Source organism: Halapricum hydrolyticum, from assembly GCF_025517535.1.
GTDB classification, from domain to species: Archaea; Halobacteriota; Halobacteria; order Halobacteriales; family Haloarculaceae; genus Halapricum; species Halapricum hydrolyticum.
The window spans coordinates 53,043-70,579 of the sequence record NZ_JAOPKC010000006.1; the positions used below are offsets into that span (position 1 = coordinate 53,043).

Genomic DNA, 17,537 nt, shown 5'->3' on the forward strand with positions numbered 1-17,537 from the left:
CGTGCCGCTTCTGAGTGATCGAGATCGCTGCTCTACTTGGGCGGACTCCGAGCACGGGACCACAACGTCGTGACCAGCCAGGACCTGCCGATCCGGGAACAAACACAGTGGCTATCACTGTGGACCCCGGACAGCCACACATGCAGGACGTCCGACAGCGGACCGCACTCGTCGAACGGGCAGCACGCGCCGGTGGAGCTGTCGCCCGGGACGCGTTCAGGGGGCCGCTCACGGTCGATACGAAAGCGGACAAGAACGATCTCGTGACTGACGCCGACCGCGAGACACAGCGCCAGATCGTGCACACGATCGCCGAAGAGTTCCCCGACGAACCGTTCGTCTGCGAAGAGGAACCCGATACGGAGGCAGCCGAGGCAGCGGAGAACGGCTCGAATTCCCCTCCCAGCCAGCGAACTGGACCAATGGTTGAGGCGGTTCCGGACACGGGACCGTGCTGGGTCGTGGATCCGATCGACGGGACTGCCAACTTCGCGAGAGGGAGCGTCCTGTGGGCGAGCAGCGTCGCGGCCGTCGTCGACGGGGAGACGGTCGCGGCGGCGACGTATCTGCCCGTCGTTCAGGACATCTACACGGCCGGGCCGGATAGCGCGACCCGAAACGGACAGCGGCTCGTGGTCAGCGATCGCACGGACCCGGAGACGTTCGCTGTCGCGCTGGTCGCTGCCGGGTCGGCCGACCGTAGCGAGCGCTTCGGTGGCCTCGCGCGCACGATCAACCAGCGGTTCGGTGACAGCCGCAGATACGGCACGTTACAGGGGACACTCGGGTTCGTCGCCAGCGGGGAACTCGAAGCGGCCGTCACGACCGAACCGACGACGGCGTGGGACACGCTCGCGGGGGTGAAACTCGTCCGGTCTGCCGGTGGCGTCGTGACCGACCTCCACGGCGATCACTGGACGATCGGCAGCGACGGACTCGTTGCGTCGAACGATGAAGCACACGAGGAACTCTTGGCAGCCGTCGAAACCTGACTACTCGGCGTCGAGTTCGTCCTCTTCGTAATCACTTTCGTATCGTTCCAGGGCCATCTCGAAGCCGCGTTTGGCTTGTTCGTACGTCTCGCGGAGATCGGCGATCGGCGTTTCCGTCGCGTCGACTCGCAGGTCGTCGTAATACGGGTCGATCACCCGCTCTTCTGTCGATCGAACGACCAAAGCGGCACTCTGGACCGGGAGTTCCTCACGCTTGTCGCCACCTTCGGCGTGGCCGGCTTCGAGCGCGTCGATCAGCCGCGCTGCGAGCGGGCGATCCGGGTCGGTAGACGGATCGTCGGGTGCCGTAATCTCGTAGGCCGTCGCAGTCGCTTCGATGACTGATTCGCCGGTCAGGAGATTGCCCGCGACGGTGTAGTTGTCGCCGACGCGGTGTCCGTACCAGGGCTTGCACTCCTCGCCCGAGAAGACGAATTCTCCGTCCGCCCCGACGCCGTGGAGCTGGCGCTGTTCGCGCCCGTCGTCGGCGTTGAGTAGCGCTTCGAGGGCGTCCTCGACGGCCAGTCCGTCGTCCAGATACTCGATCCCCTTGCGGCCGAGTTCGACGTTGACGAGACTCTGAGTGGCGACCGCCCCGTTCCCGCTGGCGAACGGACAGAGCGTGCCGACGCCGGGCAACCGGGTCGTGACCGCGACGCCGAACCGGGTCTGTTCGGTGCCGTCCTGGTCGCGATAACGCTCGCGAACACAGATGCTAAACGTCATGATTCGACGATCGAACGGTGACGACGTTATACTGTCGACTGTGATCGCGCGGTACGTCACTCGAAATGCCACGTATGAATCGTCATTCACGATACGATCTGACAGGGAAGTGGCGACAGCGTCCATCAGATCAGCGACGAGAGACGGCCCTCCGATCGGTGTAGACGATCTGCATCGGCAATCCTTCCGCGTCGAGGGGTGGGTCTTCAGGGAACCTCCGAAAGCCGCCGGCACCGTACTTTGCAGTCAGTGTCAGCACCATCGCGTCGAGGAGGTCGTCCCGGTTCGACTCGCCGATGCGCCGCGCCCAGGGCGGTTGCCCGTCGATGAGTGTCGCTTCGAATCGCTCGTAGACGCCCGCGATCGAATCGTCGACGGCTTCGAGAACCGTGCGCCGCGCCTCGATACCGTCTTCGTCGTGTTTCGACGGGAGTGACTCCCCCCCGTGCAACGCGGTGAAACAGACTTCCGGGTGGGATTCGAGGATCGTCGTCTCCGCGTCGACCTCGTCACGGAGGAGCCGATCGACTTCCTGAATGCGCGGGATCAGTCCCCACGCCTGGCTCGAGAGACCATCCCCACGACAGTCCTCGTTGGCCCGTCTGGCCTGCTCGTAGGTCGGGGCTTCGACGGCCGCGCGACACGGCGTCCAGAAGACGCTACTTGACCGATCTCCGAGGAACGCTTTCGCTGCTCGATCACACTCCCTGCGCCGGGTTTCGGGGAGCCCGATCGGCACGTCGACCAGAATCGCCGCCGCGTCGCGGTAGGTGAGCCAGACGCTGTGCATCGACGGGTGCATGCTCGCCGTCCAGTCGTCGCCGTCCGTGGCGACGGTCAACCAGCCGCGCGACGCCCAGTCGACGCCGACGTATCGGGCCATGTTCTTTCATTGGACGTCTAGAACGGTAAATCCCGGCGTCGCGGTGACGCTCTGTCGGTGGGTTTTACTTCGGACGCGTCGTGTCTAGAGACGAGGGAACGGTGTGATAGTCGTCGCTACAGCCGATTTCGAAGTCTATCACGGGGTCGTCCAGGCGTTGCGTGACCGCAACGTCGAGTTCACGACCATCGAGGCCGACGATCCGCTGCCGGATCGGACGTCGCTGGCCATCGTCGGCCCCGAAGAGTCGGTCGACGCACCCGCGGACGTGCCGATCGTGACGGCCGACCCGGAGACGCCGCGTCGAGCAGTTGAGGACGCCCTCGCCCGGCTCCGGAGTGGCGACGGCCGGACGATCGTCGGTATCGATCCCGGCGAGAGGCCCGGGATCGCCGTCCTCACGGGCGGCGTCGTCGTCGCAGCCTTCCAGGTGCCTGCTCAGGAGGCCGCCGAGGTCGTCGCTCGCGAGGTCGAAGACGCGATCGATCCGGTGGTGCGGATCGGCGACGGCGCGCGGCTGGTCGGCGCGCGGATCATCGACGACATCGATGCGCCGATCGAGCTGGTCGACGAGACCGGTACGACTCCGTATCTCGGGGCCGGCGCGCGCGGGATGGGGGACGTGCTGGCGGCGGCAAACATCGCCCGCATGGAGGGCGAACCCGTCGATTCCCGGGACGTCGAGCCCACAGCGGGAGAAATCCAGCGGATCAAGGATCGCTCGCGGGAGGAGAGCGAGACGAACCGGGCGATCGACGAGGCGCTCGCTCGTCGAGTTGCCGTTGGCGAACTCTCCATCGAGGAGGCCCTTGCAGAGCACCGCGGGGAGGAGTGACGACTACCTGACCAGCGTTAGCGCGACAACTCCCTGTCAGCAGGCCAGATAGAGTGGTGACGACCTGATCAGCAGGTCAAATACTTTGTTTGTTGCCGACGAACTAGCACGTACCCGAAAAATAGAGCGGGACGTCGTCGGGTTGAGAGTGACGCGCTCCGCTCGCGACCAATGACACGCTACGAGACATTCGTCGAAGACGGAATCGTGTACGTCGGCTACGAGGAGCGACTGGAGATCGGTCCGGCCGAGGACATCGTGGATATCGTCGGCGGGCCGGCCTGGACGATCCAGTATACGGACGCCGAGAAGCGACGTCACCCCGAAATGGACACCTCAGACGAAGGGCTGATCGTGGACGTGGTAGACATGCTCCAGACGATGACGCACGGCGAGCGGTTCGTGGAGACGCTGGCCGCCCACCCGGCCGAGACGCCATCTGACGATCCCAACGCGATCGCGCCGCGGATGGGATTGTTCGTCGGCAAACTGCTCGAAAACCTCGAAAACGGGCTGGACTAGCGGGAGAGCGGCCGGGGCGGGGAGATAGCACAGAAACCGAATCGAACCCGAGACACATTTATCGCCGGCCCTGAAACAACGTAGCATGACTGGAGTTAATCGGGGACTCGACGGCGTTGCCGTCGCAGAAACACGCCTGAGCATGATGGACGGCGAGGCCGGCGAACTGACGATTGGGGGGTTTCCCGTCGAGGAACTGGCCGACAACGCCACGTTCGAGGAGACGCTGCATCTGCTCTTTTACGATCGGCTTCCGGACGCCGAAGAACTGTCCGAGTTCCGTGCGGATCTGGCCGCACGACGGGAGGTCAGCGAGGAAGTGCTGGCGGTCCTACAGCGGGCCGCGGACGAGGAGAAACCGGGGATGGACGCGCTCCGGGTGGGGGCTGCGGCGGCGAATCTCGGCACTGAGGACGGCGACCCCGAATCCGACGCGCTGCGGGTCGTCGCCACGTTCCCGACGATTGTCGCGGCGTACTGGCGGTATCGCGAGGGCAACGACCCGATCGCCCCAGACCCCGATCTCGGCCACGCGGCGAACTATCTCTACATGTTGACCGGCGAGCGACCGGACGAGAGCGCGGTTCGTGGGCTCGAAACGTATCTCAACGCTGTCGTCGATCACGGACTCAACGCCTCGACGTTCACGGCGCGAGTGGTCGTCTCGACCGAATCCGACGTCGTCTCGGCGGCGACGGCCGCGGTCGGGACGCTGAAGGGACCGCTCCACGGAGGCGCTCCCGGCCCCGTGCTGGACATGCTCAAGGACGTTCACGAGTCGGGCGATCCCGAAGCCTACGTTCGAGAGAAACTGGACGCTGGCGAACGGCTGATGGGCTTCGGTCACCGGATCTATCGGGTACGCGACCCGCGTGCGTCGGTGCTCTCTTCGGCTGCCGAGCAGTTCTACGACGGGGACGACGATTTCTTCGAGACCATCGACGACTTCGAGGACGTCGTCGTCGACCTCCTCTCCGAATACAAGCCCGACAGGGAACTGGCGACAAACGTCGAGTTCTACACGGCGGCACTGTTGTACGGCGTCGGGGTTCCACAGGAGCTGTTCCCCGCGACGTTCGGTGTCTCCAGGGTCGGCGGCTGGATGGCCCACGCGCTCGAACAGCTCGAAAACAACCGGCTGATCCGTCCTGAATCGGAGTACGTCGGCGAAACCAACCGCTCGTGGACGCCACTTGCGGAGCGCTGATCAGCGGAAGTCCGCCAGAGTCAACTGACCGCTGTCACGCGTGTTCTCCGGGGTGTGGTGGGATCGATCGTTCTCCGTTTCGCTTCCGTCGCCAAACCCGTCGAGACTGACCTGTTCGCGATCGGTGAAAGAGAGCTTCGAGACGCGGACGCCGACCTTGCGGACGCGTGCGTCGCCGAACTCCGCGAGCAGGTCCGTCGCGATCGCCTCGACCAGTTCGGGATCGTCCACGGGGCCGGAGAGCGATCGGGCGCGCGTGTGCACGTCGTACGGCGGCGTCACGACCTTGATCCCGATCGTCTGATAGAGTGCGTCCTCGCGGCGGGCGCGGTCGGCCACTGCAGCGGCGAGAGTCCGCACGCGCTCGCGGATTCGGTCGGCGTCCTCAACGGGTCCGGAGAACGCCGATTCCCGCGAGAAGCTCTTCGGATCGTCCCGGGGGGTGACTTCGCGGGCGTCCTCGCCGCGGGCGAACCGGTAGATCTCCCGTCCACGCTCGCCGAAGTGACCCGCCAGCCGGTCGGGATCGGCTGCGGCCAGATCTCCCGCGGTTTCGATCTCCATCTCGCGAAGCTCGCGAGCGGTGACGGGGCCGACGTTGTGGACAGCTTCGACGTCTAGCGGTCCCAGGAAGCCCCGCACTTCGCCGGGCTCGACGACGACCAGCCCGTCGGGTTTGTCGGCGTCGCTGGCGATCTTGGCGGCGCTCATCGTCGGTGCCGCGCCGACGCTGGCGACGACGCCCACCTCGGATTCGATCCGGTCTTTCAGCTCGCGGGCGAATCCATCGACGCTGTCCCAGTCGGTGCGATCGGTCACGTCGAGATAGGCCTCGTCGATGCTGACCTCCCGGACGACATCGGCGCTGTCGTGCAAGATCGCCTTGACGTCCTCGGCGATCGACTCGTAGTAGTCCATGTCGACCGGCCGGTAGTAGCCCGCCTCCGCGGGATCTATCTCCGGATCGTCGGCAGCGACGGCCTTCCTGGGTAGCAACTCCAGTGCCTCCGAGATGGCCATCGCGCTCTCGACGCCGAACTCCCGAGCCTCGTAACTCGCCGTGGCGACCGCGCCGTGGTCGTCGCCGTCCTCGTATCCCATCCCGACCACGAGCGGCTCGCCGCGGAGTTCGGGCTCGCGCAGCCGCTCGCAGGCCGCGTAAAAGCAGTCCATGTCCACGTGACAGACCACTTGCTCGGGGCGGCGATCGGTCCCGGGCAGGCGGCCTCGGTCAGGCATACCTGAGGCTATGGCTCGGCCGTTATAGGGATTACCGTAGAAGCGGATCGGCGAAGCCCGGCGGCGTGGTGGCCAGTCCGCCGCCGGGGCCGCGCGGTTCGTCGACGATGCCAATTCCGGACGTTCACGACGGTGGTTCCCGTCGGGAACCCCACGGAACGAGGTTCCAAATGTGTGTGAGTGTCACACATACTTAATTCTACCGGCGAACTTGCACGGCCCGAAAAAACGGAAAACGGACGACAGAGACGTCTATCAGACCAGCGGATCGACGAGGTCTTCGAGGACGGCGCGGGGATCGTCGGCTTTGGCGACACCGCTCGCCAGCAGGACGCCGCTGGCACCGAGGTCGCCTGCTGCGTCGACGTCGTCGCCGCTGGAGATGCCGGCACCACAGAAGACTTCGACGTCTTCGTCGACGTTGGCGGCTGCGTCGACAGCGTCGGTGACGATGTCCGGGTCGGCCGTCGCGACGGAAACGTCCCCGCCGATCAGTTCCGGCGGTTCGACGGCGACCGCGTCAGGGCCGAGTGCCGTCACTGCGCCGATCTGCTCGGGGTTGTTGGCGCAGACGACCGTCTCTAGGCCAGCGCGCTCGGCGGCCTGGACCGATCCGTCGATGTCAGCGAGTTTCAGCCGGTGTTCGGAGTGGTTGACCAACGTTCCGTCTGCGCCGGCCTCGGCGACAGTTTCGGCGAGCGTGTGGCCGGTGTTGCTGCCGTAGTCGATGGGATCTACGTGCTGAGCCCAGGTCTCGACGCCGGTCTCGGCGACGGCTTCGAGATGCGCCGCCTGGGGTGCGACACCGACCCGGACGCCGCTGTCGTCGGCGACATCGGCGGCCGCTTGCGCCACTTCGATCGGATCGCACGGATACGTCTTCAGGTTGACAAGAACGAACATTCCAAATGAACCTTCTCAGGCCTGTGGAAAATAGATTTCGAGTTTTCTCTCGAACTGCGAAGGAAAGGTTAAGAAGAGGGCACAACGACTTGCCGTACGGTGGACCTGTGAGCACTGCGCCTGTGGACCGAGGGACGGTACTCGTCGTCGAAGACGAACAGCACCTTGCCGACCTCTATACGGATTATCTGAGCGACAGGTACGACGTTCGGACGGCTTACAGCGGTCGGGAAGCGATCGAGATGCTCGCCGAGGATATCGACGTCGTCTTGCTCGACCGTCGGATGCCGGTCGTCTCCGGTAACGAAGTCCTCGCGGCGATCGAAGAGGACGGCTACGATTGCCGGGTTGCGATGGTCACTGCCGTCGATCCGGACTTCGATATCATCGATCTCGGCGTCGACGACTATCTGGTCAAGCCCGTCAGCAAAAACGCGCTGCTGGATGTCGTCGACCGGCTGTTGACGATCACCGAGTACAGCGAGCGCTTACAGGAGCTGACCTCGAAGAAGCTCAAGCGTAACGTCCTCCAGGTCGAAAAACCGCAGTCAGCACTGCGCGAGAGCGATCGCTACGCCGAACTCGAAGCCGAGATCGAGCGCCTCGAATCGAAGTTAGACAAACTCTCCGAAGACCTTTCCGAGGACGACCTGATCAGGTAGCGGCCGCCGGAACGTCCGACGGTACTAGTCTTTGCGTTCGACGACGTCACCGAGCGTGTACTCGCCGCTCGCGGAGCCGCCTTCCCATTCGGTGTCTTCGTCAGGCGTCGACCCTGCCGAGAGATCGATCCCGAGTTCGCGTTCGAGCTTTCGCTGTACGTCGTCGCTGGGAAGGACCTCACCGTGTTCGAGCTTGCGGATCAGGCTCGCTTTCTCGTTGAGTTTTTTCGCGAGGTCTTCCTGGCTGAGTCCGGCCGATTCGCGAGCCGATCGGATACGGTTGTCGTAATCCTGTGCCACCTCGTCCATCTCGTCGAACATATCGCGGCGACGCCCGCCACCGCCTGAACTCCTCGACGAACTCGAGCCGCTCGCTCCGCCGGTCGAGCCGGACGTCGATCCGCTGGAACTGCTCGATCCGGACGAGCCGGTCGAGTATTTCGTGCTCGTGCTCGACTGCTGTGTCTTCACTTCGGTCCCGAACTCCGCACACTCGTCGCAGACCTGGAGCTCCGCGCCTTCGATCTTGACGGTGTTCGGTGAATTCGTCTCCTTCCCGCACATCTCACACTGGACCATGTTGCCCTATAACTCGTGCCGTGGCATAAAACGTACGCCGTCGATTGTGCTATCGACGCGCCACCCACGCCGCCGACTGCACTGTCGACGCTCCACCTACCGCCGTCGTTTGTGCTATCGACGCGCCTTGATCACGACGAACGAGCCGTCTCCGTACCCCGGTTCGACCGGCTCGGGCTCGTCGACCTCGTCGATCCACCGGAAGACGGTCTGGACGATCTCGAAGTCAGTGAACCCCGCATCGAGCAGCGCGCCGCGGAGCTGATCGGTCGAGACGAACGTCGCGTCTCTGTAGAAGGGGCTCTCCTCTTTGTGTTGCTCGTATATTTCGCCGACGGGGCTGTGTCTATCGACGTAGCCGAGCACGAGATCGCCGTCCGGGGCGAGCACCCGTCTGGCCTCCGCGAGCGTCGCCGGGACGTCCTCGACGAAACAGATCGTCGTCACCAGCAGCACAGTCTCGAACGTCTCCTCGGCAAAGGGCAGCTGCTCGGCGACGCCACGGACGACATCTATCTCTCGTCGACGCGCGCGCTGAAGCATCCCGATGGTGGGGTCGACACCGATGTCGATCCCGAGCGGTGCCGCGAACCGGCCGCTACCGACGCCGACTTCGAGCGCCCGCCCGTCGTCGAGCAGCCGATCGAGCGCGTTCAGTTCGGACTCGTAGACCGCCTCGTATTCGTCGAACCACGCCTCGTACCGGTCGGTGTGTTCCTCGAACGGTGCTGCGTTGGGCATTTGCGTGTGTTAGGGCAGGCGAGTATACGAGGATTTGGCCCCTCGACGTGTCCGTCCGATGTCTCGGAGAGTCTTGCCCGTTTCAACACGCATAGACTGACTGAGCCGAAACCGCGCTCAATGGCAACGACTGCTGGCGACGCGACTGTGAACCAGTTCACGGCGGCGCTCGAGGAACTCGACGTCGGCTGGACGCTGACGACTACTGACGAACTTCCCGGGGAGCTAGAACGGTTCCCCGAACCTATCGTCGGCGTTCCGTTCCCCTTCGAGGACGTCTCTCTTCCCGAGTCGATCCCACGTGCGGAGCGATCTGACGGGGTCAAAGCAGCCAGTACCGGCGTCACGGCGGCGACGCTCGGGATCGTGGAGTACGGGAGCGTCGTGGTCGAATCGAAACCTCCCGAGACCGAGCCCGTGAGTCTCTACGCCGACACCCACGTCGCTGTCGTCCGGCTGGAGGACATCGTCGACTCCATGAGCGACGCGTTCGCCGAACTCGGACCCCGGCTGCGCGAGACTGGTGGGAACGCGATCATCGCGACCGGACCGAGCGCTACCGCCGACATGGGCGCGCTGGTCCGCGGCGTCCACGGACCGAGTGACGTACACGTGGTGATCGTCAAATGAGTCGCAAGTCCAAGCGGGCGAAAGCCGCACAGATCCGGGAGACGATGGCCGCCGAAGGTGCCTCCGTCCGGGAGAACACGCGGGGCTTCAACCAGGGACGATACGACACCGTTGCGGATCTCGAGAACTACGAGGAGCTGAAAGACGAGGCACGCCGGATCAAGGAAGACGCCATCGAACGGCTTCCGGAACTGATCGATCAGCTCACCGAAACCATCGAAGCAAACGGCGGGACGGTCTATCTCGCCGAGGACGAGGCCGACGCGAACGAGTACATCGCGTCGCTGGTCGAATCCGACGAGACGGTCGTCAAGAGCAAGTCGATGACCACCGAGGAGATTGAGGTCAACGAGCACCTCGAAGCAGAGGGTGCGAACGTCGTCGAGACCGACCTCGGGGAGTGGGTCCTGCAGGTCGCCGACGAGGCACCGAGCCACCTCGTCGCGCCGGCGATCCACAAGTCCCGCGAGTCGATCGCCGAGCTGTTCCGCGAACAGTTCGACCCCGACCGACCGCTCGACACGCCGGAGGACCTCACTGCATTCGCCAGCGAGTACCTGGCCGATGCCTTCGAGAACGCCGACGTGGGCATGACTGGGGCGAATTTCCTCACCGCCGACAGTGGGTCGATGATGCTCGTCACCAGCGAGGGCAACGCCCGCAAGACTGTCACCGCCACGGACCGGCACGTCGCGGTCGCCGGCGTCGAGAAGATCGTCCCCAGCGTCGAGGATCTCCAGCCGTTTGTCGAATTGATCGGCCGTTCGGGCACCGGCCAGGACATCACCGCCTACATATCGCTGCTCACGCCACCGGTCGAAACGGCGACCTTCGGCGAGGACGAACTCGAGGGTAGTGACGACCGCGACTTCCACCTCGTGTTGATCGACAACGGCCGCATGGCCATGCGCGAGGACGAACAGCTGCGCGAAACGCTGTACTGCATCCGGTGCTCGGCATGTGCCAACACGTGTGCGAACTTCCAGCAGGTCGGCGGCCACGAGTTCGGCGGCGAGACCTACACCGGCGGGATCGCCGGCGGCTGGGAGACCGGCGTCCACGGCCTGGATAGCAGCGAGGAGTTCGTCGACCTCTGTACCGGCTGTTCGCGCTGCGTCGAGGCCTGCCCGGTCGGGATCGACATCCCCTGGATCAACACGGTGGTCCGGGATCGGATCAACCGCGGTGCTGAGGATCACTCCTACGACTTCCTGGTCGATGGGCTGACGCCTGACGCCGAGGAAGGTGGTATGAGTCTCCAGAAGCGGTTCTTCGGGAATTTCGTCACCGTCGCGAAGCTCGGTAGCCTCTTCGCGCCGGTCTCGAACAGGCTGGCCAGCTTCGGCCCCAATCGCTGGATCGCCGAGCGGCTCCTGGGCGTCGATCAGCGCCGCGACATGCCACAGTTCAGCCGCGAAACGCTCAAGAAGTGGGCCAGCGAGCGGGACGGGCCGGCCGATCCCGACCGCGAGGTCGTCTTCATGGCGGATACGTACACCAATTACATGCACGTCGAGCGCGGGAAGGCTGCGATCCGGGCGCTGGAAGCCCTGAACGTCGACGTCGAGGTCGCCGACGTGACCGAGAGCGGCCGTGCCGCGCTCTCACAGGGCATGGTCGCGACCGCGACGCGCCACGGCGAGCGCGTCGCCGATGAGTTGCTCCCGCACGTCGAGGACGGCCGGGACGTCGTGATCGTCGAGCCGAGCGACCTGGCGATGCTCCGGGACGACTACGGACGGCTGCTCGACGCGGAGACGTACGAACAGCTCTCGGAGAACAGCTACGAGATTCTCGAGTACGTCTACGGCCTGCTGGAGAACGGAGCCGACGCCGACGCCCTGAGAGACGGAAACGGAACGGAGATTGCCTACCACGGCCACTGTCAGCAGCGGACGCTGGGGCTGGCGGCCCACACCGAAGCCGTCCTGGAGGAACTCGGCTACGACCTCGTCACGTCGGACGTCGAGTGCTGTGGCATGGCCGGTTCGTTCGGTTTCAAACAGCAATATTACGACGTGAGCATGGCGGTCGGCGAGGAGTTGCGCGAGCAGTTCTCGACGCCCGAAGCCGAGGGCCGGACGATCGTCGCCAGCGGCACGTCCTGTCACGACCAGCTGACGGATCTGATGAAACAGGACGTACCGCATCCGATCGAACTCGTGGCACCGTGACCTCCCGGGCGCGCGTCTCCCACTTCCGACGAACGCGCGCTTAAGTCTACGCAATCCATATACCGCTCACTATGATCAAGATTCGAAAGGCAGTTCGACGGTCCGGACTGGCGTTTGCGGCCGTCGTGCTGCTGTGGACGGCCATTCGCCCGGCCACAGCCCACGTCAGATACGTCACCGAAGACTACCCGGACGACGGCCTTGAGTTCACCATCGAGGTGCTGACCGATCCGGTGAACGCACTCCTGTTCGGCACGACGGGGTTGCTCGCCGTCGCTGGCGTCGGCGCGTATCTGTGGGTCCGGCCGACGATTCCCGACTTCGAGGTGCTTCAGTCGGCACTGCAGGAGTATCTCACGTACGTCCCATGGATGCTCCGGCTGAGCCTCGGTCTCCCGCTGGTCGGTGCGGGTTTTATCGGCTATCTCTTTAGCCCGAGCGTGCGGACGGCCGATCTGCTCGGGCCGGCCCTGCAGGCCGAGGCTCGCGTGCTGCTGATCGGAATCGGTTTCTTCCTGCTGTTCGGCCTGGCGACGCGGGCGGTCGCGCTGATCGGGCTGGCGACGTACGCCGGCTCGGTGATCGCGTTCCCGACGGCGGTCCTCGCGCTCGAATACGTGCCGGGCTTTATCGCGATTGCGCTGCTCGGCGGCGGTCGGCCGAGCGCCGATCACCTGCTCGAGCGCGTCGCCAGTTCCCCGGGAACGTACTACAGTCGAATCGATCCGGTTCATCGGTGGGCCGGGCAGTTCCGACGGCGATTCGACCCCTACACCGCGTACGTTCCCACGGTCCTCCGGATCGGCCTCGGGGCGACGTTCGTGTTGCTCGGGCTCGGCGAGAAACTGCTCCGGCCCGGACCGGGGCTGGCGGTCGTCGACAAGTACAATCTTACGGCGGTTGTTCCGGTCGATCCCGGCGTGTGGGTCGTCGGCGCGGGTCTGGCCGAGATCGCCTTCGGGATCGCGCTGCTCCTCGGGCTGTTGACTCGCGCGACCGCGGCGGGAGCGTTCGTCCTCTTCACGATCACGCTGTTCGCCCTGCCCGACGATCCCGTGCTCGCACACATCACGATGTTCGGGCTCGCCTCCGCGGTGTTCACGCTGGGCGGCGGACCGCTGTCGGTCGACAGCTGGCTCGAATCGTCCGTCGAGCCCGAACGGAAGACCACGCCGAGCGGCAAAGCGGAGAGGCGCTCCGGATAGCCGCGATCCTGGAAACCGGGTACCTTTCTTTGTGCTGGCGCGCCGATAGTCGCGTATGAAGACCTACGAGGCCGGAAACATCACCCTGCAGCGGGTCCGAGAGTACGTCTGGGAGATCCCCCGCGAGGGCGAGATGAACGTCCCCGCGCGGGTGCTGGCCAGCGAATCGCTGCTCGAAGAGATCAGCGACGACAAGACGCTCGAACAGTTGAAGAACACGACGCACCTCCCCGGGATCCAGAAGTACGCCGTCTGCATGCCCGACGGCCACCAGGGCTACGGCTTCCCGGTCGGCGGCGTCGCCGGCATCGACTCAGAGAACGGCTGCATCTCCCCTGGCGCAGTTGGTTACGATATAAATTGCGGAGTAAGGCTATTAAAGACAAATCTGCGATACGAGGACGTTCGGGGCCGCGAGGAGGAGCTCGTCGACGCGCTGTTCGACGCGATCCCGTCGGGACTGGGCGGCGGCGGGGTCTTCGAGGGGACGAGAGGCGACATCGAGGCGATCCTCGAAGACGGGATGGAGTGGGCGCTGGAGCAGGGGTACGCCGTGCCCGACGATCTCGAACACTGCGAGGACGAGGGCAAGCGGCCCGAGGCCGACGCGGGTGCGGTCTCGCAGAAGGCCAAAGACCGCGGGAAAGAACAGGTCGGCTCGCTCGGATCGGGGAACCACTTCCTGGAGGTCCAGCGGGTGACAGACATCTTCCGGGAGGACGTCGCCGCGGAGTTCGGACTCCGGGAGGACCAGATCGTCGTACTGATCCACTGTGGCTCGCGCGGACTGGGCCATCAGGTCTGTACGGACTACCTCCGGGAGATCGAACAGACTCACCAGGGGCTGCTCAATCGTTTGCCGGACAAGGAACTGGCTGCCGCGCCCGCCGGCTCGCAACTGGCTGAGGAGTACTACGGGGCGATGTGTGCGGCGATCAACTTCGCGTGGGTCAACCGGCAGTTGATCATGCACCGAACCCGCGAAGTCTTCGAGGACGTCTTCGATCGATCCTGGGAAGAAATGGAGATGGAGCTGCTCTACGACGTGGCACACAACATCGCGAAAAAAGAGGTCCACGAGATCAATGGCGAGGATCAGGAACTGTACGTCCACCGCAAGGGCGCGACGCGGGCGTTCCCGGCCGGTCGCCCGGAACTACCGCCGGCCTACGCCGACGTCGGCCAGCCGATCCTCATTCCCGGGAGTATGGGCGCGGGCAGCTACGTGCTTCGCGGGGGCGAGCAGTCGCTCGCGGAGACGTTCGGCTCGACCGCCCACGGCGCGGGGCGACTGATGTCTCGCACGGAGGCGAAAAACACCTACTGGGGCGAGGACGTTCAGGACGAACTCAGAGATCAGCAACACGTCTACGTCAAGGCAAACAGCGGCGCGACGGTCGCCGAGGAAGCACCCGGCGTCTACAAGGACGTCGACGAGGTCGTGAACGTCTCGGACGCGCTCGGGATCGGGGATAAGGTCGCCCGGACGTATCCGGTCTGCAATATCAAAGGCTAGAACGGATCCGTCCCGTTCCACGTATCGAGGACGGTCGCTTCCCCGGTTTCAGGATTGATGTAGACGACGCGGATCGAGTCGTCCGGGTTGACTGGCCGTCCGTACGCACCGCCTTCGGTGACTGGGGCCGGAAGCCCCTGCTGGATGGTCGCTGACGGATCGGTGCCGGTAAGCTCCGACCAGCGCGCCGACGCGTCGTTCGGCCCCTGTATGGACACGTTCCCGGCTGTGAACGTATCGCCACCCTCGTAGGCCACCAGCAGGCGCTGACTCTCGTCCCTGTAATCGAAGCCGAATTGCGCTTCTGGACCGGACTGGCTCTCTCCGAGGAAAAGAACGCTCGACCCGATAGCGACGACGATCACGAGAGCGATCCCGACCAGGGTGAGGGCGCTGGTGAGCTCAGAAACACCGCGGTCCGGGCCCGGGCCTGCGTTTCGCATACTCACGCTTTCGAAGTCACGGCATATAAGAGCCGCCCTGATGTGGCGGGAGTTCCGTGCACCGGATGTCGGTGCCGTTAAACCGATGAGTGTTGTATGATCGGGTGAAATGGTCCGTGACCCGTTCGCGGACGAGGACGCTCCCGACCTTCAGGACGTGCTCGATGCACTCGACGACCCCGAATGCAGGGCGATCATCAGTGAACTCGACGAACCGATGACTGCCAGCGAGATCTCCGACGCGAGTGACATTCCGCTATCGACGACCTACCGGAAACTGGAGTTGCTGACCGAAGCGTCCCTGCTGAGCGAAGGTGTCGAGATCCGCCCGGACGGCCAGCACGCGAGCACGTACGAACTCGATTTCAAGGAAGTTATCATCGGCGTTACGGACAATCTCGAGTTCGACGTCTCGATCGCCCGTCGTGCGCGGACGGCCGACGAGCGCCTGGAAAACCTCTGGTCGGAGGTGCGCAAAGAAACATGAGCCCACACACGTTCACACTCCCGCCCAGCGCCATCGCTTTCAAGACGCTGACGCTGCTTCTCGGCGGCCTCATCACGTATCTGTCGTATCGTGCGTACAGGCGAACCGGTTCCCCGGCACTGCGGGCACTGGCGATCGGCTTCGGACTCGTGACGATGGGGTCGTTACTGGCGGGTGTGACGAACGTCCTCCTTCACGACATCTCGATCGGCGTGAGTCTGGCCATCGAAAGCGGTCTCACGGCGGCTGGATTCGCTGTCATCGTCTATTCGCTGTATACCCAGGGGTAATAGTTGGCCGTCGTAACTGTATACAGGTGCGACCGTTTCTCCGTGGCAGTCAATTCGGCGTCGACTGACAGCGATCACTCCGTCCAGGACGGCGGTGTTTCGAGGTGTGGTATTCTCGTTTCGTGGTAATACGATCAGTATATATTGTCACTCGAATCCTACGTCGAGCCGACTGGTATATGTACGGAAGCACGTCGCTTTTCGTTGCGGCTGAGACGGTCATTTTCGTCTGTAGTGGGGTACTCGCCACGTTGTCGTACCGGGCCTACCAGCGGCGACAGTCGCGTTCGCTCGGAGCGCTATTCGGTGGACTTACGCTCGTCACACTCGGCGCCCTGCTGGGTGGCGTGCTCATCGCGCTGGGCGTCGGGAAGACCGTCCACGCCGCCAGCGCGAGTGCGGCGCTCGTCGCGGCCGGGTTCGTGATCGTCACCTACTCGATGTACGCCGACAGTCCGTCTTCGCTGTCGGCCTGACTACCGTGCGTTCGGAAACGCCTGGCGTTTGCCTCGCCGATCGCTGCGTCTGCAGACCAGAGCCGTCCGCGAGTGATCTGTGTCGAGTGACGGCCGAAAACCCTAATCCGGCGTGCACTAACTAATACGCACGCGGGTCGATCTGACGCGATCGACTGTCTTGCCATGAGCGAGGGCGAACACAAACTCTACGACGAGCGCGGGCAGTTCATGCAGGCCGTCAAGGACGGCCGGGAGATCCGCGACGCCGGCTGGAACGCCTGTCGAGTCGTCCTGACGACCGACCGAGTCGTGTTGATCGGCGACGAGAAGCGCTCGATCGACATCGACGCCCTCGAGCAGGTCAACGACCGCTTCGACGTCAACCAGGCCGCAGCGGTGGAAGGGAGTTACACGGCACTTCGGACCGACGGCACGGTCTTTCTCGTCTCGGCGCCTGATCAGAGCACGTTCGAGACGGCACTGTACAAAGCTTCGCTCAACAACGGCATTCTGCTCGTCCAGCACCCGGCTGTCGAGGGCGGGGTCGTCCAGAACGTCGAGTGGACGAAAGCGAAGGTCAAGATCTCCGAAGAGGCGATCCGACTCGCGATGGCCGACGGGCAGAAAGTGACGATCGATCGGGACGACATCGGCGACGTCGGGACCGACGAGCGAACGATCGACGACCGGGACCGCACCGTCTACGAGGTCGAACACACCGAAGACGGCCGGAGCGTCGAGACGCATCTAACCGGTGAACCTCACCACACGGCAGTTATCGGCGCGCTCCTCGAGGAAGGTGTCGAGCGCCACCGCGCGAACCTCGACCTGGACGGCGTCGAAAAGCAGGTCATCATGGCACTGCACTCGGGCGTCTCGCCGTTCGACATCCCGGAATTCGTGGACCGAGACGTCGAACGCGTCGAAGAGATCTTCGACCGACTGCTCGAATACGACGTCATCGAGGTCGAGCGCGAGCGGACCGAGGTCGCGCTGACGCCCGAGGGTCGGCAGGTCGCCGGCGAGACGATCGGCGACCGGTGAG

20 protein-coding genes are annotated in these 17,537 nt (G+C 64.4%); 13 read left to right on the forward strand and 7 right to left on the reverse strand.

Translation table 11 applies throughout. From position 1 onward, the window contains the following. The first annotated feature begins 140 nt into the window (after positions 1-140). Positions 141-992, forward strand: a complete 852-nt coding sequence (locus tag OB916_RS07570; RefSeq protein WP_315908692.1) for an inositol monophosphatase family protein — start codon at positions 141-143, stop codon at positions 990-992. Here the strand turns inward: OB916_RS07570 and OB916_RS07575 are convergent, their stop codons facing one another. Both OB916_RS07575 and OB916_RS07580 read right to left on the reverse strand, forming a co-directional pair. After that, positions 993-1,718: a DUF1028 domain-containing protein gene (locus OB916_RS07575; RefSeq protein ID WP_315908693.1), complete on the reverse strand. Its 726-nt coding sequence runs from the start codon at positions 1,716-1,718 to the stop codon at positions 993-995. 130 nt (positions 1,719-1,848) lie between these two features. Next, positions 1,849-2,601 carry a DUF429 domain-containing protein gene (locus OB916_RS07580; RefSeq protein ID WP_315908694.1) on the reverse strand — a complete coding sequence of 251 codons (753 nt, stop codon included), beginning with the start codon at positions 2,599-2,601 and terminating at the stop codon, positions 1,849-1,851. A 103-nt stretch (positions 2,602-2,704) separates the two neighbouring features. Between OB916_RS07580 and OB916_RS07585 the strand changes: the two genes are divergently transcribed. From OB916_RS07585 to OB916_RS07595, 3 genes are all read left to right on the forward strand, one after another. Further along, positions 2,705-3,436: a hypothetical protein gene (locus tag OB916_RS07585; RefSeq protein ID WP_315908695.1), complete on the forward strand. Its 732-nt coding sequence runs from the start codon at positions 2,705-2,707 to the stop codon at positions 3,434-3,436. Between the two features lie 171 nt (positions 3,437-3,607). Then, the gene (locus OB916_RS07590; protein ID WP_315908696.1) at positions 3,608-3,958 is read left to right on the forward strand and encodes a hypothetical protein; all 351 of its coding nucleotides are present in this window, start codon (positions 3,608-3,610) and stop codon (positions 3,956-3,958) included. A gap of 85 nt (positions 3,959-4,043) precedes the next feature. After that, entirely contained in the window at positions 4,044-5,165 is a 1,122-nt protein-coding gene (locus OB916_RS07595) for a citrate synthase/methylcitrate synthase (protein ID WP_315908697.1), read from the forward strand. Here OB916_RS07595 and dinB read toward each other — a convergent pair whose 3' ends face one another. Both dinB and tpiA read right to left on the reverse strand, forming a co-directional pair. Next, positions 5,166-6,404: a DNA polymerase IV gene (gene dinB, locus OB916_RS07600; RefSeq protein ID WP_315908698.1), complete on the reverse strand. Its 1,239-nt coding sequence runs from the start codon at positions 6,402-6,404 to the stop codon at positions 5,166-5,168. It abuts the gene before it with no gap. A 255-nt stretch (positions 6,405-6,659) separates the two neighbouring features. Then, complete coding sequence (tpiA, locus tag OB916_RS07605) at positions 6,660-7,307, reverse strand: triose-phosphate isomerase (protein WP_315908699.1); 648 nt, start codon at positions 7,305-7,307, stop codon at positions 6,660-6,662. Positions 7,308-7,414: 107 nt separating this feature from the next. On the opposite strand from tpiA, the gene OB916_RS07610 reads away from it, so the two are divergent. Then, positions 7,415-7,969, forward strand: coding sequence for a response regulator (locus tag OB916_RS07610; protein WP_315908700.1), 555 nt, complete (start codon positions 7,415-7,417; stop codon positions 7,967-7,969). A gap of 24 nt (positions 7,970-7,993) precedes the next feature. Here OB916_RS07610 and OB916_RS07615 read toward each other — a convergent pair whose 3' ends face one another. Continuing rightward, positions 7,994-8,548: a multiprotein bridging factor aMBF1 gene (locus OB916_RS07615; protein ID WP_315908701.1), complete on the reverse strand. Its 555-nt coding sequence runs from the start codon at positions 8,546-8,548 to the stop codon at positions 7,994-7,996. Between the two features lie 114 nt (positions 8,549-8,662). Beyond that, entirely contained in the window at positions 8,663-9,289 is a 627-nt protein-coding gene (locus tag OB916_RS07620; RefSeq protein ID WP_315908702.1) for a class I SAM-dependent methyltransferase, read from the reverse strand. Positions 9,290-9,409: 120 nt separating this feature from the next. Here OB916_RS07620 and OB916_RS07625 point away from each other — a divergent pair, with 120 nt between their 5' ends. The 4 genes from OB916_RS07625 (at position 9,410) to OB916_RS07640 (ending at position 14,814) form a co-directional block, all read left to right on the forward strand. Next, entirely contained in the window at positions 9,410-9,919 is a 510-nt protein-coding gene (locus tag OB916_RS07625) for an LUD domain-containing protein (RefSeq protein ID WP_315908703.1), read from the forward strand. Then, the gene (locus OB916_RS07630) at positions 9,916-12,093 is read left to right on the forward strand and encodes an LUD domain-containing protein (RefSeq protein ID WP_315908704.1); all 2,178 of its coding nucleotides are present in this window, start codon (positions 9,916-9,918) and stop codon (positions 12,091-12,093) included. Before OB916_RS07625 ends, OB916_RS07630 begins: the two co-directional genes overlap by 4 nt. 71 nt (positions 12,094-12,164) lie before the next feature. Next, the gene (locus OB916_RS07635; RefSeq protein WP_315908705.1) at positions 12,165-13,298 is read left to right on the forward strand and encodes a DoxX family protein; all 1,134 of its coding nucleotides are present in this window, start codon (positions 12,165-12,167) and stop codon (positions 13,296-13,298) included. A 55-nt stretch (positions 13,299-13,353) separates the two neighbouring features. Continuing rightward, positions 13,354-14,814, forward strand: coding sequence for an RtcB family protein (locus OB916_RS07640; protein WP_315908706.1), 1,461 nt, complete (start codon positions 13,354-13,356; stop codon positions 14,812-14,814). On the opposite strand, the gene OB916_RS07645 is transcribed toward OB916_RS07640, so the two are convergent. Next, on the reverse strand, positions 14,811-15,257 hold the full coding sequence (locus OB916_RS07645) for a type IV pilin (RefSeq protein WP_315908707.1): 447 nt from the start codon (positions 15,255-15,257) through the stop codon (positions 14,811-14,813). The genes OB916_RS07640 and OB916_RS07645 overlap by 4 nt on opposite strands. A 109-nt stretch (positions 15,258-15,366) precedes the next feature. Between OB916_RS07645 and OB916_RS07650 the strand changes: the two genes are divergently transcribed. The 4 genes from OB916_RS07650 (at position 15,367) to OB916_RS07665 (ending at position 17,536) form a co-directional block, all read left to right on the forward strand. After that, entirely contained in the window at positions 15,367-15,744 is a 378-nt protein-coding gene (locus OB916_RS07650; protein ID WP_315908708.1) for a helix-turn-helix domain-containing protein, read from the forward strand. Beyond that, positions 15,741-16,034: a DUF7521 family protein gene (locus tag OB916_RS07655; protein WP_315908709.1), complete on the forward strand. Its 294-nt coding sequence runs from the start codon at positions 15,741-15,743 to the stop codon at positions 16,032-16,034. Before OB916_RS07650 ends, OB916_RS07655 begins: the two co-directional genes overlap by 4 nt. A 179-nt stretch (positions 16,035-16,213) precedes the next feature. After that, the gene (locus OB916_RS07660) at positions 16,214-16,510 is read left to right on the forward strand and encodes a DUF7521 family protein (RefSeq protein ID WP_315908710.1); all 297 of its coding nucleotides are present in this window, start codon (positions 16,214-16,216) and stop codon (positions 16,508-16,510) included. 165 nt (positions 16,511-16,675) lie between these two features. Further along, positions 16,676-17,536 carry a CheF family chemotaxis protein gene (locus OB916_RS07665; RefSeq protein ID WP_315908711.1) on the forward strand — a complete coding sequence of 287 codons (861 nt, stop codon included), beginning with the start codon at positions 16,676-16,678 and terminating at the stop codon, positions 17,534-17,536. Position 17,537 lies beyond the last annotated feature (1 nt).

Excerpts from the sequence above, each read along its gene's own strand:
- OB916_RS07630 (WP_315908704.1), top strand. The coding sequence starts at position 9,916 with ATGAGTCGCAAGTCCAAGCGGGCGAAAGCCGCACAGATCCGGGAGACG.
- OB916_RS07665 (WP_315908711.1), top strand. The coding sequence starts at position 16,676 with ATGAGCGAGGGCGAACACAAACTCTACGACGAGCGCGGGCAGTTCATG.
- OB916_RS07660 (WP_315908710.1), top strand. The coding sequence starts at position 16,214 with ATGTACGGAAGCACGTCGCTTTTCGTTGCGGCTGAGACGGTCATTTTC.
- OB916_RS07570 (WP_315908692.1), top strand. The coding sequence starts at position 141 with ATGCAGGACGTCCGACAGCGGACCGCACTCGTCGAACGGGCAGCACGC.
- OB916_RS07625 (WP_315908703.1), top strand. The coding sequence starts at position 9,410 with ATGGCAACGACTGCTGGCGACGCGACTGTGAACCAGTTCACGGCGGCG.
- OB916_RS07640 (WP_315908706.1), top strand. The coding sequence starts at position 13,354 with ATGAAGACCTACGAGGCCGGAAACATCACCCTGCAGCGGGTCCGAGAG.
- OB916_RS07645 (WP_315908707.1), bottom strand. The coding sequence starts at position 15,257 with ATGCGAAACGCAGGCCCGGGCCCGGACCGCGGTGTTTCTGAGCTCACC.
- OB916_RS07575 (WP_315908693.1), bottom strand. The coding sequence starts at position 1,718 with ATGACGTTTAGCATCTGTGTTCGCGAGCGTTATCGCGACCAGGACGGC.
- OB916_RS07595 (WP_315908697.1), top strand. The coding sequence starts at position 4,044 with ATGACTGGAGTTAATCGGGGACTCGACGGCGTTGCCGTCGCAGAAACA.
- OB916_RS07620 (WP_315908702.1), bottom strand. The coding sequence starts at position 9,289 with ATGCCCAACGCAGCACCGTTCGAGGAACACACCGACCGGTACGAGGCG.
- OB916_RS07635 (WP_315908705.1), top strand. The coding sequence starts at position 12,165 with ATGATCAAGATTCGAAAGGCAGTTCGACGGTCCGGACTGGCGTTTGCG.
- dinB (WP_315908698.1), bottom strand. The coding sequence starts at position 6,404 with ATGCCTGACCGAGGCCGCCTGCCCGGGACCGATCGCCGCCCCGAGCAA.
- tpiA (WP_315908699.1), bottom strand. The coding sequence starts at position 7,307 with ATGTTCGTTCTTGTCAACCTGAAGACGTATCCGTGCGATCCGATCGAA.
- OB916_RS07590 (WP_315908696.1), top strand. The coding sequence starts at position 3,608 with ATGACACGCTACGAGACATTCGTCGAAGACGGAATCGTGTACGTCGGC.
- OB916_RS07580 (WP_315908694.1), bottom strand. The coding sequence starts at position 2,601 with ATGGCCCGATACGTCGGCGTCGACTGGGCGTCGCGCGGCTGGTTGACC.
- OB916_RS07650 (WP_315908708.1), top strand. The coding sequence starts at position 15,367 with ATGGTCCGTGACCCGTTCGCGGACGAGGACGCTCCCGACCTTCAGGAC.
- OB916_RS07655 (WP_315908709.1), top strand. The coding sequence starts at position 15,741 with ATGAGCCCACACACGTTCACACTCCCGCCCAGCGCCATCGCTTTCAAG.
- OB916_RS07615 (WP_315908701.1), bottom strand. The coding sequence starts at position 8,548 with ATGGTCCAGTGTGAGATGTGCGGGAAGGAGACGAATTCACCGAACACC.